Source organism: Micromonospora sp. NPDC049004 (assembly GCF_040649315.1).
Taxonomy (GTDB): Bacteria; Actinomycetota; Actinomycetes; order Mycobacteriales; family Micromonosporaceae; genus Micromonospora.
In genome coordinates this window covers 91,787-105,197 of sequence record NZ_JBEZFG010000009.1, presented here as the reverse complement: position 1 = coordinate 105,197, position 13,411 = coordinate 91,787, and the positions used below count along the sequence as shown (strand labels likewise).

15 protein-coding genes are annotated in these 13,411 nt (G+C 73.4%); 12 read left to right on the top strand and 3 right to left on the bottom strand.

Features of this window, described 5'->3' with window-relative positions:
• Positions 1-49 precede the first annotated feature (49 nt).
• From AB0B97_RS25310 to AB0B97_RS25300, 3 genes are read left to right on the top strand one after another with little or no spacing between them, the layout of a single operon-like run.
• Positions 50-1,321: a beta-ketoacyl-[acyl-carrier-protein] synthase family protein gene (locus AB0B97_RS25310; protein ID WP_357496976.1), complete on the top strand. Its 1,272-nt coding sequence runs from the start codon at positions 50-52 to the stop codon at positions 1,319-1,321.
• Positions 1,318-2,568 (top strand): beta-ketoacyl synthase N-terminal-like domain-containing protein, encoded by a 1,251-nt coding sequence (locus tag AB0B97_RS25305; RefSeq protein ID WP_357496974.1) that lies wholly within the window; start codon positions 1,318-1,320, stop codon positions 2,566-2,568. The genes AB0B97_RS25310 and AB0B97_RS25305 overlap by 4 nt, the downstream gene beginning before the upstream one ends.
• Entirely contained in the window at positions 2,565-2,903 is a 339-nt protein-coding gene (locus tag AB0B97_RS25300; protein WP_357496972.1) for an antibiotic biosynthesis monooxygenase family protein, read from the top strand. Before AB0B97_RS25305 ends, AB0B97_RS25300 begins: the two co-directional genes overlap by 4 nt.
• 22 nt (positions 2,904-2,925) lie before the next feature.
• Here the strand turns inward: AB0B97_RS25300 and AB0B97_RS25295 are convergent, their stop codons facing one another.
• Complete coding sequence (locus AB0B97_RS25295) at positions 2,926-3,576, bottom strand: class I SAM-dependent methyltransferase (RefSeq protein WP_357496970.1); 651 nt, start codon at positions 3,574-3,576, stop codon at positions 2,926-2,928.
• A gap of 164 nt (positions 3,577-3,740) precedes the next feature.
• On the opposite strand from AB0B97_RS25295, the gene AB0B97_RS25290 reads away from it, so the two are divergent.
• The gene (locus AB0B97_RS25290) at positions 3,741-4,568 is read left to right on the top strand and encodes a M55 family metallopeptidase (RefSeq protein WP_357496968.1); all 828 of its coding nucleotides are present in this window, start codon (positions 3,741-3,743) and stop codon (positions 4,566-4,568) included.
• A gap of 32 nt (positions 4,569-4,600) precedes the next feature.
• Here the strand turns inward: AB0B97_RS25290 and AB0B97_RS25285 are convergent, their stop codons facing one another.
• Entirely contained in the window at positions 4,601-5,203 is a 603-nt protein-coding gene (locus AB0B97_RS25285) for a TetR/AcrR family transcriptional regulator (RefSeq protein ID WP_234587085.1), read from the bottom strand.
• A gap of 62 nt (positions 5,204-5,265) precedes the next feature.
• Here AB0B97_RS25285 and AB0B97_RS25280 point away from each other — a divergent pair, with 62 nt between their 5' ends.
• Complete coding sequence (locus AB0B97_RS25280; RefSeq protein ID WP_357496966.1) at positions 5,266-5,763, top strand: GNAT family N-acetyltransferase; 498 nt, start codon at positions 5,266-5,268, stop codon at positions 5,761-5,763.
• A 353-nt stretch (positions 5,764-6,116) separates the two neighbouring features.
• On the top strand, positions 6,117-7,511 hold the full coding sequence (locus AB0B97_RS25275; RefSeq protein WP_357496964.1) for a class I adenylate-forming enzyme family protein: 1,395 nt from the start codon (positions 6,117-6,119) through the stop codon (positions 7,509-7,511).
• Here the strand turns inward: AB0B97_RS25275 and AB0B97_RS25270 are convergent.
• On the bottom strand, positions 7,406-8,284 hold the full coding sequence (locus tag AB0B97_RS25270) for a 4'-phosphopantetheinyl transferase superfamily protein (protein ID WP_357496962.1): 879 nt from the start codon (positions 8,282-8,284) through the stop codon (positions 7,406-7,408). The two genes, AB0B97_RS25275 and AB0B97_RS25270, sit on opposite strands and share 106 nt — an antisense overlap.
• Before the next feature lie 15 nt (positions 8,285-8,299).
• Here AB0B97_RS25270 and AB0B97_RS25265 point away from each other — a divergent pair, with 15 nt between their 5' ends.
• The 6 genes from AB0B97_RS25265 (at position 8,300) to AB0B97_RS25240 (ending at position 13,383) form a co-directional block, all read left to right on the top strand.
• Positions 8,300-8,566 (top strand): acyl carrier protein, encoded by a 267-nt coding sequence (locus AB0B97_RS25265; RefSeq protein ID WP_354862635.1) that lies wholly within the window; start codon positions 8,300-8,302, stop codon positions 8,564-8,566.
• Positions 8,566-8,811, top strand: coding sequence for an acyl carrier protein (locus AB0B97_RS25260; protein ID WP_357496960.1), 246 nt, complete (start codon positions 8,566-8,568; stop codon positions 8,809-8,811). The genes AB0B97_RS25265 and AB0B97_RS25260 overlap by 1 nt, the downstream gene beginning before the upstream one ends.
• Positions 8,804-9,916 carry a beta-ketoacyl synthase N-terminal-like domain-containing protein gene (locus tag AB0B97_RS25255; protein ID WP_357496958.1) on the top strand — a complete coding sequence of 371 codons (1,113 nt, stop codon included), beginning with the start codon at positions 8,804-8,806 and terminating at the stop codon, positions 9,914-9,916. Before AB0B97_RS25260 ends, AB0B97_RS25255 begins: the two co-directional genes overlap by 8 nt.
• Positions 9,917-10,014: 98 nt before the next feature.
• Positions 10,015-10,509: a beta-ketoacyl synthase chain length factor gene (locus AB0B97_RS25250; protein WP_357496956.1), complete on the top strand. Its 495-nt coding sequence runs from the start codon at positions 10,015-10,017 to the stop codon at positions 10,507-10,509.
• Positions 10,506-12,122 carry a class I adenylate-forming enzyme family protein gene (locus AB0B97_RS25245; RefSeq protein ID WP_357496954.1) on the top strand — a complete coding sequence of 539 codons (1,617 nt, stop codon included), beginning with the start codon at positions 10,506-10,508 and terminating at the stop codon, positions 12,120-12,122. Before AB0B97_RS25250 ends, AB0B97_RS25245 begins: the two co-directional genes overlap by 4 nt.
• A gap of 22 nt (positions 12,123-12,144) precedes the next feature.
• The gene (locus tag AB0B97_RS25240; RefSeq protein ID WP_357496952.1) at positions 12,145-13,383 is read left to right on the top strand and encodes a beta-ketoacyl-[acyl-carrier-protein] synthase family protein; all 1,239 of its coding nucleotides are present in this window, start codon (positions 12,145-12,147) and stop codon (positions 13,381-13,383) included.
• Positions 13,384-13,411 lie beyond the last annotated feature (28 nt).

Below are 13,411 nucleotides of genomic sequence, written 5' to 3'. Positions count from 1 at the left end.
GGAGTGGGCCGGGTTTGCGAGCCCCGCAGTCGCGAACAGGGGTGCCGCGATGACCGGGCGTCGCACGGTGGTGACCGGCATCGGGGTGGTCGCTCCCGGCGGCGCGAGCCGGGACCGCTTCTGGAAGACCATCACCGAGGGACGTACGGCCACCCGGCGGATCAGCTTCTTCGACCCGTCGCCGTTCCGCTCCCAGATCGCCGCCGAGTGCGACTTCAACCCGATCGCCGCGGGGCTCACCGACGCCGAACGGAGCCGCGCCGACCGGTACGTGCAGTTCGCGCTCGCCTGTTCCACCGAGGCGATCGCCGACGCCGGCCTGGTGCTCAGCGACGCCGAGCGGGACCGCGCCGGTGTGGTGCTCGGCACCGCAGTGGGCGGCACGATGGCTCTGGAACAGGAGTACGTGCGGGTCAGCGAGCACGGCCGGCGTTGGCTGGTCGACGCGGCGCTCGGCGGCCCGTACCTGTACCAGGCGCTGGTGCCCAGCAGCCTGGCCGCCGACGTGGCCTGCCGGCACGGGCTGCACGGTCCGGCGCAGGTGGTCTCGACCGGCTGCACGTCGGGCATCGACGCCATCGGCTACGCCCACCAGCTGATCGTGGACGGCGAGGCGGACATCGTGCTGGCCGGCGCGGCGGACTCGCCGATCTCGCCGGTGACCGTCGCCTCGTTCGACGCGATCAAGGCGACCAGCCCCGACAACGACGACCCCGCCCACGCCTCCCGTCCCTTCGACGCGGACCGGCACGGGTTCGTGCTGGCCGAGGGCGCGGCGGTGCTGGTGCTGGAGGAGGCCGGGCACGCCCGCCGGCGCGGCGCGCACGTCTACTGCGAGGTCGCCGGCTACGCGAGCCGCAGCAACGGCTACCACATGACCGGGCTGCGCCCGGACGGGCTGGAGATGGGCCTCGCCGTCACCGACGCGTTGCGGCAGGGCCGGATCATCCCGGAGCAGGTCTCCTACATCAGCGCCCACGGCTCGGGGACGCGGCAGAACGACAGGCACGAGACGGCCGCGTTCAAGCGGGCGTTGGGCCAGGCCGCGTACCGGGTGCCGATCAGCTCGATCAAGTCGATGGTGGGGCACTCGCTCGGCGCGATCGGGTCGATCGAGATGGCCGCCTGCGCCCTCGCGATCGAGTTCGGCGTCGTGCCGCCCACGGCCAACTGGAGCACCCGCGACCCGGAGTGCGATCTGGACTACGTACCCAACGAGGCGCGGGAGGTTCCCGTCAACGTGGCCCTGTCGGTAGGCAGCGGGTTCGGCGGCTTCCAGTCGGCGATGGTGTTCCGTCGGCTCCCCCCGGTGGCGGCGTGAGCACCGCCCGGGCGGTCGTCACCGGCATCGGGGTGGTCGCACCGAGCGGCGTCGGCGTGGACGCGCACTGGCGTACCGTGCTGGCCGGCACCCGGCGCACCGGGCCGATCACCCTGTTCGACCCGGCCAGCTACCCGACCCGCTTCGGCGGCGAGGTCCCCGACTTCACGGCCGACTCCTACGCCGACAGCCGGCAGCTGGTGCAGACCGACAGGTGGACGCACCTCGGCTTCGCCGCCACCCGGCTGGCGCTGACCGACGCCGGCCTGCCCGAGCGGGCACCCGACCCGTACGGCTACGCGGTGTCCCTGGCCAGCTCGTCCGGGGGCAACCTGTTCGGCCAGCGGGAGCTGCAACGGCTGTGGGGCGGCACGTCGCGCACCGTCGGGGCGTACCAGTCGATCGCCTGGTTCTACGCCGCAAGCGTCGGGCAGCTCTCCATCCACCACCAGTTCAAGGGGCCGAGCGGGGTGCTGGTCGCCGAGACGGCCGGCGGGCTGGACAGCCTCGCGCACGCCGCCCGCGCGGTACGCCGGGGCACGCCCGTGGTGATCGCCGGGGCGACCGAGTGTCCACTGAGCCCGTACGCGCTGGCCTGCCAACTGCGCTCCGGGCTGCTCAGCGACGTCGCCGACCCGGAGCTGGCGTACCGGCCGTTCGACGCGGCGGCCAGCGGCTACCTGCCGGCCGAGGGCGGCGCGGTGTTCGTGGTGGAGGAGCTGGGGCACGCGCTGTCGCGGGGCGCCCGGATCTACGGCGAGGTGAGCGGCTGGGGCTCGACCCACGACGCCGCGCACACCACTGCCGACAGCGCCGGCGACCCGACCCAGTACGCCCGCGCGATGCGGCTGGCCCTGGACCGGGCGGGTGTCGCGGCGGCCGGGATCGACGTGGTGCTGCCGGACGCTCTCGGTGTGCCCCGGTACGACCGCAGCGAGGCCCAGGCGCTGCGCGCCGTGTTCGCCGACCGGCCGCCCCCGGTCACCACCCAGAAACCGTTGACCGGGCGGGCACACCAGGGCGGCTCGGCGCTGGACGTGGCGACCGCGCTGCTCGCGTTCGCGCACGACACGCTGCCCGCGTCCGCCGGCCCGGACGAGGTGGCCGACGGGTGCGAGCTGGACTTCCTGCGCGAGCACCGCCGGCCGCGCAGTCGGCTCGCGCTGGTCTGCGCGCGGGGCTTCGACGGATTCAACAGCGCGTTGGTCCTGCGGGGGGCCGCGCCGACGACGGGAGAGACGCCATGAGCGAGCAGCGGGCCCGAGTGGTCTTCCTGGTCCGGGTGCCGACGCCCCGCACCGACGAGTTCCTCGCCGCGTACGAGCAGGTCCGGCATCTGGTCGCGGACGGCGTACCGGGGCATCTGGTCGACCAGGTCTGCCGCTCGTCGACCGACCCGGAGCAGTGGCTGATCACCAGCGAGTGGGCGAGCCTGGCCGACTTCGAGAACTGGGAGCGCACCGAAGAGCACCGGGACCTGGTACGCCCGATGCGGGAGTGCTTCACCGACGCCCGTTCACTGCGGTTCCACATCCACGCCCAGACCCCGGAGCGGGCCCGCGATGAGGTCACGGTCCGCTAGAACCGCCCGGCGGCGGTGACCGTCACCGCCGCCGGCCCAACACCTGCACCGCCTGCGACCGGTGGCCGTTCATCGTGGCGACCTCGATCCGGTCCTCCTCGGCCAGGTCGAAGTCGGCGAGCAGACTACGCAGGTGCGTTATCTCGTGATGCCGGCACACGGCACCGTCGTCCGTGGTGAAGACCCCGTACGGCGCCCCGAAACGCTGGGCGTGTGCGCGGTAGCGCTGACGGTTTCGCGCGTCGTCGTCCTGAAGGAGCAGATCGCTGACGTAGAGCAGTCCGCCGGGCACCAGGACACGGCTCAGCTCGGCGATCAGTGCCCGCTGAGCGTCATCGTCGGGGACGCAGGTGAGTACCGCGAACAGCACGACGGCATCGAAGCTCGCCGCGGGGTACGCGAGCGCCGGCGACGACTCCAGGACGGCGAACCGCAGATCGGGCCACACCTGACGGCCCCGCTCGATCAGGGCGGGGGACGGGTCCACGCCGGACACGTCGCGGAAGCCGTGTTCGGCCAACTCGCCCATGACCCGGCCGTAGCCGCAGCCAAAGTCCAAGATCCGCGCGGACGGCCGTAGCCCTGACAGCCACGTGAGATTGACCGGATGAGTGAACGTCTTGGTCGCGCCGACGCTGTCCCAGTACGCGATCTGATTTGCCGAACCGTTCATGCGCGGCGAGTGTACCCACGGCATCGGGGCACGCTCGCATATCACCCTCTGCACAACACCGGTTCGATCGGCGAACGTCGCGGCGACAACCCTTGGAGAGGACACGTCCGCGCCGGTACGTCCGGGTCGCCGCAGGTGCTGGAGGTGCGTAGGGTCCTGGGGTCATGAAGGTCCTGATCTCTGTTGACATGGAAGGCATCTCGGGGATCGTGCATCCCACCGAGACGAATCCGGATCGGTACGACTACGAGCGCGGCCGTGCCCTGATGACGGCCGAAGCGAACGCGGTGATCGGCGGCGTTCTCGATGCCGCACCCGACGCCGTGGTGTGGGTCGCCGACGCGCACGGACCGTTTCGGAACCTTCTGCCGGAGGACCTCGATCGACGTGCTCATCTCGTGCGCGGCAAACCCCGCCCGCTGGGCATGCTGGCGGGGCTGGACGAGCACACGGATGCCGTCATGTTGATCGGGTATCACGCTCGGGCCGGCGCCGGGCCTGCCGTACTGGCGCACACGATGAGCGACGCGATCCTCGACGTACGCGTGGCGGGGCGGACGCTGGGCGAGATCGGTCTCAACACCGCCATGGCTGGGCACCTGGACGCTCCGGTCGTCCTGCTCAGCGGAGACGACACCGCCTGCGCGGAATTCGGTGAGCTGGTGCCCTCGGCGGTCACCGTCGCCGTCAAGCAGACCCTGGGCCAGGCCGCCGCAGTGGCCCTCCATCCGCAGGAGGCACGCGAGCGGCTGCGCCGCGCTGCCGCCGGCGCCATCTCCCGACGCGCCTCGATTCCCCCGTGGACGATGGCCGGGCCGTTGGACGTCGAGGTCGACCTGTACGGCCCGTACATGGTCGACCTCGCGGTGCTGGTGCCGGGTGTGACCCGCGTCCGCGGCGGCCGGACTGTCGCCTTCCACGCCGCTGACGTCGCCGAGGTCTACCGGCTCATTCAACTGCTCGTCCAGCTCGCCAGCATCAGACCGGACTAGTACGCCAGCCACCGTCCGGTTCCTGCTGCCCCTCAGCAGCTCAGGCCGTAGGCCGACAGGGCGGCGTCGAGCATGCGTTCCTGCTGATCCGCCGGGTACGCAGCGGGATCCGCGGCGGCGAGAGCCGCGACGCCCTCGGTCATCGCGATCAGCCCCAGGGCGACCGCGCCGACCTGGTCGACCGGCCAGTCCGGGGCGGCCGCGGCGACCAGTCGTTCGACCCGTTGCCGCCAGGCTCGGTTGTTGCGGCGGTGCATGTCGGTCAGTTCGGCGTCCGCCACTGCCGCGGCCAGGAAGCCCACCCAGACGACGCTCCAGGTGATCGTCTCCGGATCAGTCGCCATGCACTGGCGGAGCACCGCGCGCAATGCTTCCCGCGGCGAGGTGGCCGCGGCCTCGAGTGCCTCGACCCGTTGCCGGGTGGTGTCGTGCAGCAGTTGCCGGGCGTGCAGCAGCAGCGCTCGACGGTTCGGGAAGCGGTGCATGACCAGGCCCGTCGTGCAGCCGGCCGCCGCGGCGACCGCGCGCACAGTCAGCTTTTCCAGGCCCTGCTGCGCGAGCACGTCCCAGACCGCGCGCGACAGCGCCTCGCCCTGGGCCGCTCGGTCTGCGGGCGGCGGTGACACGGCTCTCACCCCTCCATCGTCGTAACGAATGTTACCGTAACGCTTGTTACCGAGTCTCGGTGAGGAGCGGCATGGCCTGGATCATCACGCAGCGGCCGTGGACCGACCCGGTGGGCGAGGCGTTGCGTGTGGCGCAGAAAGCCGAACTCGACCTCCGCTACGGTACCGACGAGCATGAGCCCGGCACGCCGCCGACGGCCGAGAACATCGACCTGTTCCTGGTAGCGGTCGACGACGCCACCGGCCAACCACTCGGCTGCGCCGCGCTGCGCCGCCTCGACCCGGTCACGGTCGAGGTGAAGCGGATGTACGTGGTACCGGAGAGCCGCGGCTCGGGGGTGGCGACCGACCTGCTCCGCAGGCTGGAGGAGGCCGCACGGGAGCGTGGTTGGACGACCGTCCGGCTGGAGACCGGGACCGCCCAACCGGACGCGATCCGTTTCTACGAGCGCGAGGGCTACCGCGAGATCCCGCTGTTCGGCGCGTACGTGGGCTCCGACGACTCGGTCTGCTACGAACGCGTCCTACCCGACGGAGCACCCCGGCCGCAGCCCACAGCGCGGCTCTGATCACGCGGTGGCCGCCCTGCGTCCACCGGCCCTGACGTGGATCCCCAACGGCGGCTGCCGTACCGGCGCGAGGCGCATGATCGACTCGGGTTCCCGGAAGCCGGGGTGTCCCGCTTGCCCGGACACCCCGCCTTCACGGAACCCGAGTCGATCATGCGCGGTAGGCCGGGATGGCGGCCCGCGTGACGGTGGGCACCGGTATGTGGCAATCGGTCCGGGCGCTCTGTTTGATCTAGCCATTTGCATCTAGCGATGCTCCGCGCGGCTGTCGTAGGGTTCCGTCAGCACCTAGAAAGTTGTTCACAAACGGTTGCTATGCCCTACTTTGTGCTGCGGGTTGAACGGCGAGGGCGATGGATCAATCGACAGGAAACCTTACGGCTGAAGACCCTGGATGGGTGGACGACATCCTGTTCTCCGGCCATCCGACCGACGTTTGTCTCCGCCTGCCGGAACCGATCGACCGGGTCACCCTGCACCGGCTGGTGACCGCCGCGCAGGACCGCCTGATCGCTGCCGGCCTGCGCCCCGGTGGCGCGGCCGCGCTACGACTTCCACCGTCACTGGCGTACGTGGTGAACCTGCTGGCCACCTGGCGCGCTGGCGCACAGGCGATCCTGCTCGACCACCGGCTGACCGACCACGAGGTGGATCGGGCGCTGACCCGACTCACCCCGCAGGTGGTGATCGCGCCGCTGCGCACCGCCGGCGGCGCGCTGAAGGTCTTCGTCGACGTCACCGAGAGCGTCACCCGCCACGCCGACCGTCCGGCGGTCAGCGGGCACGCCGTGATCCAGCTCAGCTCCGGCTCCACCGGCCCGTCCAAGGTGATCGGCCGTACCGCAGCCGACCTGGTCGCCGAGGTGGGCCGCTACACCCGCATCGACGGCGTACCGCTGCCCGGCGAACGCATCATCCTGCTGCCCTCCATGGTGCACGTGCTCGGGCTCGTCGGCGGACTGCTCTACGGCCTGCACGCCGGAGTCGAACTGGTGCCACCGCAGCGACTCAGCGGCGACGCCGTGCTGGCCGCGATCGCCGCCGACCCGACACCGGCCACCGTGCTGGGTGTGCCGTTCCACATCGGTCTGCTCGCCTCCACCCGGCCGTCCGGCCCCCTGCCACAGCTGCGGCGGATGACCACCGGTGGCGAACTGGTGCCGGCCGCTGTCGCACAGGCGTTCACCGACCGGTACGGGGTGCCGCTGGGCAACATGTACGGGATGACCGAGGTCGGGGTGATCGGCACCGACCTGCACGGAGCACACCGGCCGTCGATCGCCCCGGCGCCCGGCATCGAGGTCCGCGAGTCCGAGGGCGAGCTGTGGGTGTCCTGCCCGGCGTCGCCGTACGTCGGGCTCAGCGACCCGACCCGCTGGGCCGACGGCTGGCTGCACACCCGCGACGCCGGCACCGTCGACGCCGACTCCGGGCTGGTCACCGTGCGCGGCCGGCTCGACTCGCAGGTCTCGGTGGGCGGGATGAAGGTCGACCTCACCGAGGTGGAGGCCACCGTCGCCGAGCTGCCCGGCGTGGCCGCCGCCGTGGTGGTGTGGGACGACGGCATCACCGCGTACGTCCAGCCCGACGGCCCGCTGTCGGAGGAGATGCTCGACAAGCTCCTCGCCGAGCGGTTGGCCGGCTACAAGCGACCCCGGGTGCTGCGCCTGCTCGACGCGTTGCCCCGCACCACCACCGGCAAGCTGGTCCGCTCGACCGGCGCGCTGCGGTCGGCGGCGACACCGTGACCGGCCCCCCGCACCACCTCGACGTCGGGACCGGCCCCCTGCACCACCTCGACGTCGGGACCGGGCCACTGCGCCACGTCGGCCTCGACGTCGGGACCGGGCCCCTGCGCCACGTCGACGTCGGGACCGGGCCCCTGCGCCACGTCGACGGCGGGACCGGCCCGCTGCACCACCTCGACGGCGACCTCGACGCCCGCCTCGGCGCGTACCGCGACGGCCAGCACGAGACCGCCGCCCAGCTCCGGATGACCGACCCGCACGGGCTCGCCGCCGGGCACCTGACGCAGCGGCAGGCCGGGCGGAGGCATCTCCCGGAGCAGTCCGCCGCCGCGCAGCCCGACACCGAGCGCCTTGCCGACCGCCTCCTTGGCGGTCCACAGCCGCAGGAACTCGGCCGCCCGGCCGGCCTCGGGTCGATCGGCCAGCCAGGCCAGCTCGGCCGGCGGGAACCAGCGGCGGGCCAGCGCGAGCGCGGGCAGCGCACGGACCTGCTCCACGTCCACGCCGACCGGGCCGGCCGCACGGGCGGCGACCACCACGACCCGACCGGCGCGGCTGACGCTGACCGGCAGCTCGACGGACTCCGGCCCGGCGATACGTACGACCGGGTTGCCGGCGGGGCCGTGTGCCAGCACCACCTCCGCCTCGGCGCGGCCGAGCAACGCCGCGCCCGCCTGCCGCAGCAACCGCACGGCGGGACCCGGCCGACCGCCGGTGTCCCGACCGACCCACACGTACGCGGTGTCCCGATCGGACACCGTCAGTTGGTCCACGCAGAGAGGGTATCCATGAGAGCCGAGGTCCGCGCCTTCGTCGTCGAGCAGCTCGCCGACATGAACTACGACGTCGAGGGGCTCGACGACGACACCACGCTCGGCCCGTCCGGCGTCGACCTGGAATCGCTGGCACTGGCCGACCTGTCCGTCCGCGTCGAGGACCGCTACGGCGTGACGTTCGCCGACGACGAGTCGGAGAAGTTGGCCCTCATGACGGTAGGCGAGTTCACCACGATGGTCGCCGACCGTGTCGCCGAGGCGACGAGCGACAACGCCTGATGCCCGGTCAGCCCGACCTGGGGCGAGCTGACCTGCTGACCATGCTCGCCGAACTCACCGCGAAACCCGCCGCCGAGGTCCCCGACCGGATCGGCTCGATGGAACTCGCCTGGCTCGTGCACCTCATCGAGCAGCGCTACGAGCGTCGGCTCGACCTCACCGACGACGACCTGGCCGGCATCCGTACCGTCGACGACGCCCTGGCGGTCTTCCGGGCGTCGCTGACCGCTACCGCAGATGGCTGAGCCACCCGTCGCCCAGCTCACCGGTGTGTACGCGGTCAGCGCCCTCGGTCGCGGCGCCGACGCGCAGCTCGCCGGCGTCCTGGCCGGTGCGCCGGCGTTCGGCCCGGTACGCCGCTTCGACACCACAGGCCGCCGGGTCGCCGTGGCCGCCACCCTGCCCGACGTCGGCACCCTCGCCGACGAACTGGCCGCCGCGATCGACGCGGCCTGCGCGGCGGCCGTCCTGACCGACGTACGGCGGGCGGGGTGCGCGTTGCTGCTCGCCGTGCACGGGGGCCCGGCGCCGGGCGCGGGGCCCGCCCCGGCCGCGCTCGCCGGCCAGCTCGCGCTGCGCACCGGACTGTCCGGGCCGACCCGCGTCTACACCAGCGCCTGCGTGTCGGCGAGCACGGCGGTGGCCGACGCCGCCGCCCTGATCGCCCGGGGCGACCTGGACCGGGCGGTGGTGGCCGCCGGCTACCTCGTCGAACCGGACCAGTTCGCGCTCTTCGACGCCGGCAGGGCTCTCGCCGACGACGGTGCGGTACGCCCGTTCAGCGCCGGCCGACGGGGGTTGCTGCTCGGCGACGGGGTGGCCGCGGTGGTGCTCGAGTCCCGCGCGGCGGCCCGTCGACGGGACGGTGGACCGGTGGCCACAGTGGTCGGTTGGGGGCGGGCCGGGGACGCGTTCCACCCCTGCCAGCCGGACCCGTCCGGCACCGGGCTGGCGCACGCGGTCCGCGCCGCGCTGCGTCGGGCCGGGCTGTCACCGCAGGCCGTCGGCTACGTCAACGCCAACGCCACCGGCACCGCGCAGAGCGACGCCGCGGAGGCGGCGGCGCTGCGCCAGGCCCTCGACGGGTACGCCGCTCAGGTGCCGGTCAGCTCCACCAAGGCCCTGCACGGGCACGCGTTGGAGGCGTCCGGGCTGCTCGAACTGGTGGTCACCGCGCTGGCGCTGCGCCACGGTGAACTGCCGGTCAACGCCGGCTGGCGGGGCCCGGACGAGGCGTGCCCGCTGGATGTCATCACGGATCGTCCCCGGAGGACGACGGCGACGCACGCCCTGACCCTCAACGCCGCCTTCGGTGGCGCCAACACGGCACTTCTGGTCGGCGCCCCGTGACCACCCCGACCTCCCCGCGGTCCGGCACCTTCTGTCCCGACGAATCCGCTGACGCCCGCGAAACGACCACCGAAACCGCACGAGCGCGCCAGGCGGGGATGCGGGAGCTGGCGCGGGCCTGCTGGCCCGAGGCCGGCGACGGGGACGTGCCGGGCGTGCCGGGGTTCGTGTTCTCCGGGTTCGCACCGGTCGTGGTGGCCGTCGCCGAGCGGTGTCTGCGGCGACGGTACGGCACGGGACCGGTGCCGGCCGGGACGCGGACGGCGATCGTGCTGGTCACCGCCAGCGGCGACCGGGCCAGCGCCGAGCACGTGCGGGCCACTGTCGAGGCCGGCGGGCGGGTCGGCCCGTTGTTCTTCTACCAGTCCGTGCCCAACAGCGTCGCCGGGCACATCGCGGCTCGCTGGGGGCTGCGCGGCCCGGTGGTCTGCCTCAGCCCGACCGGTGACCCGTACGCCGACGGCACCGCCGAGGCGACCCTGCTGCGCGACGACGGCGACGCCGACGAGGTGTTGCTGGTCCTGATCGAACAGGCGCCCGACACGTCCACCGAGGCGGTCGCGGTGCTGCTGGGTGAAGGAGCACGACCATGAGGACACGGGGACTGCGCGGCGCACTGGCCGCCGACACCGAGCTGGGCGCGGGCAACATGCTGGCCCGGGTGCTGGCGCACGGCGCCGACCCGGACGGGCCCGGCCTGACCTTCGACACCGCCGTCGACGGGCACCCGGCGGACGAACCGCTCACGCTCGGCCAGCTCGACGAGCGGGTCACCGCCCGCGCCGCCTGGCTGCACGAGCGCGGGGTACGCCCCCGCGACCCGGTCGCCGTCTGGGCCACCGCTGCCGCCGACATGGTGCTGAGCTTCCTGGCGCTGGCCCGGCTCGGTGCGATTCCGGCGCTGATGAACGGCAAGCTCCGTCCCGAGATCGCCGCCGAGTACATCCGCCGCCTGCGCGGCGTCGGTGTGCTCGCCGACGACGCGCACACCGCGCTGCTGGCCGGGCACGACCTGGGCGTACCGCTGCTGGGCACGCCCGCGCGGGCCGGCACGGGCGACCCGGCTGCCGCACCGGCGCACTACCGGCACCACAGCGACGACCCGATCGTGATCACCCACACCTCCGGGACGACCGGGGTGCCCAAGGCGGTGCTGCACTCGCACGCGAGCCTCTTCGCCGCCACCCGGCACCTGCTCACCATGCCGCAGGCGCAGGGCACCCGCCGGATCCTCAACGCGCTGCCCGCACCGCACACCGCCACCGTGCTGATGGTCAACCAGGCGCTGGGCAACCGCGCGGAGATGTTCCTGCTGTCCGAGCAGGGCGGCGAGCGGGTGCTCGACGCCATCCAACGCTGGCGCCCCGACGGGGTGTTCGGTTTCTCGGTCACCTGGGCCGAGCTGGCCCGCTTCGACCTGTCCGGCTACGACCTGGACTCGGTGCGGCTGTGGTTCAACACCGGCGACTGCTCGCACGAGCCGCACATCCGCCGGCTGGTCGCGACCGGCTGGCGGGACACCGTCACCCGCGACGGCGTGGCCCGGGTGCCCGGCTCGGTCTTCATCGACGGGCTGGGCTCCAGCGAGATGGGGCACTCCATGTTCCACATCACCCACCGCGCCGACACCGACAGGTACGGCCGCTGCATCGGCCGGCCCTACGAGTTCGCCCGGGTCGCGGTGCTCGACGCCGACGGCGAGCCGGTGCCGGTCGGCGAGGTGGGTTTCCTGGGCGTGGACTCGCCGTCACTGTTCCGGGGCTACTGGAACGACTCGGTCACCACCCACCGGTTCCGCCAGCGCGGCTGGTACCTCACCGGCGACCTGGTCCGGGCCGACGCCGACGGCCGCTACTACCACCTGGACCGGGCGGTCGACTCGGTCGACGCCGGAGACGGCCGGCGGTTCTTCACCGCCCTGTCCGAGGAGAAGATCCTCGCCAGCTGCCCGGACGTCACCGACTGCACCGTGGTGATCGTCGCCGGGGCCGGGGGTGTGGTCACCGACGTGCTGCTGGAGTTGGCAGCCGGCGCCGACGAGGCGCAGGACCGCACCGAACGGGTCCGCGCGGCGCTCGGCGCGGACGTCGGCGCCACGCTGCGCCGGGTGGTGCCGGTGCGCTCGGACGACATCCCGGTCACCGTCACCGGCAAGGTCCGCAAGGTGGCCCTGCGCGAGCGCTACCTGACCGAGGCGTCGTCGTGAGCGGGCGATCCGGGGTGGCGGCGTGAGCGCGCTGATCACCGGGATGGGCCTGTTCACCCCGGTCGGGCGGGGCGTCGAGGAGACCTTCGACGCGCTGACCACCGGCCGTTCCGGGCTGACCCGGCCGCCCGCCGGTCATCCGGCGCGCGAGTCGCTGGACGTCGCCGGCCTGCTGCCGGACATCGACCCGCGCAGCGTCGTGTCCGGGCCGGAGAGCCGTGTGCTGGACCGGATCGTGGTGCTCGCTCTGCTCGCCGCCGCCGACGCGCTCGCCGACGCCGGCATCGAGGTGGGCCGCGACGTCGACGAGTCCCGGATCGGCGTGATCGTCGGCGGGGTCGGCGGGATGGCGACCCTGGAGACCCAGGTGCTCGCCCGGGCCGCGCGGGGTCGCGCGGCGGTCAGCCCGTACCTGCTCACCGGCATCCTGCCGAACATGCCGGCGGCGCGGATCGCCATCGCGCACGGCATCCGGGGCTACAGCTCGTCGGTCGGCACGGCCTGCGCGTCCGGCGCGCAGGCGGTCGCCGACGCGGTCCGGTTGATCCGGGCGGGGGAGGCCGACGTGGTGCTCTGCGGGGCCAGCGAGGCGCCGCTGTTTCCCACCTTCGCCGACACCTTCGGCAACGCGCGGGCGCTGGCCCGCGCCGGGGACGACCCGTCCCGGGCGAGCCGGCCGTTCGACACGTCCCGCTCCGGGTTCGTGCTGGCCGAGGGCGCGGCGCTGCTGGTGGTCGAACGTGCCGAGCACGCCGCCGCACGCGGTGCCACCGGGTACGCCGAGGTGGCCGGCTACGGCGCGACCACCGACGCGTACCACCCGACGGCCCCGCGCCCCGACGGCGCCGGCGCCGCCGCGTGCATCCGTGGCGCGCTGCGCAGCTCTGGCGTGCCGGCGGCCGCGGTCGGCTACGTCAACGCGCACGGCACCGGCACGAAGCTCGGGGACATCGCCGAGACCACCGCGCTCGGGGACGTCTTCGGCGACTGCGGTGTGCCGGTCAGCTCCACCAAGGCGCTCACCGGCCACCTGCTCGGCGCCTCCGGGGTGCTGGAGGCGGCGGTGACCGCGGTGGCGCTCGGTCGAGGGCTGCTGCCACCGACGTACCACCTCGACGACCCGGACCCGGCCTGCCCGGCGGACCACATCCGTGGCACGCCCCGCAAGGCCGACCCGGAGTACGCGCTGACCAACTCGTTCGGGTTCGGCGGCCAGAACGTGAGCCTGCTGCTCGCGCGGGTCGCCGAGCCGAGGAGGTGAGCGACGCGGCATCCCGGACGGGGGGCGT

Coding starts and splice junctions, on each gene's coding strand:
- AB0B97_RS25300 (WP_357496972.1), top strand. CDS start 2,565: ATGAGCGAGCAGCGGGCCCGAGTGGTCTTCCTGGTCCGGGTGCCGACG.
- AB0B97_RS25260 (WP_357496960.1), top strand. CDS start 8,566: ATGCCCGGTCAGCCCGACCTGGGGCGAGCTGACCTGCTGACCATGCTC.
- AB0B97_RS25295 (WP_357496970.1), bottom strand. CDS start 3,576: ATGAACGGTTCGGCAAATCAGATCGCGTACTGGGACAGCGTCGGCGCG.
- AB0B97_RS25310 (WP_357496976.1), top strand. CDS start 50: ATGACCGGGCGTCGCACGGTGGTGACCGGCATCGGGGTGGTCGCTCCC.
- AB0B97_RS25265 (WP_354862635.1), top strand. CDS start 8,300: ATGAGAGCCGAGGTCCGCGCCTTCGTCGTCGAGCAGCTCGCCGACATG.
- AB0B97_RS25255 (WP_357496958.1), top strand. CDS start 8,804: ATGGCTGAGCCACCCGTCGCCCAGCTCACCGGTGTGTACGCGGTCAGC.
- AB0B97_RS25275 (WP_357496964.1), top strand. CDS start 6,117: ATGGATCAATCGACAGGAAACCTTACGGCTGAAGACCCTGGATGGGTG.
- AB0B97_RS25245 (WP_357496954.1), top strand. CDS start 10,506: ATGAGGACACGGGGACTGCGCGGCGCACTGGCCGCCGACACCGAGCTG.
- AB0B97_RS25250 (WP_357496956.1), top strand. CDS start 10,015: ATGCGGGAGCTGGCGCGGGCCTGCTGGCCCGAGGCCGGCGACGGGGAC.
- AB0B97_RS25280 (WP_357496966.1), top strand. CDS start 5,266: ATGGCCTGGATCATCACGCAGCGGCCGTGGACCGACCCGGTGGGCGAG.
- AB0B97_RS25290 (WP_357496968.1), top strand. CDS start 3,741: ATGAAGGTCCTGATCTCTGTTGACATGGAAGGCATCTCGGGGATCGTG.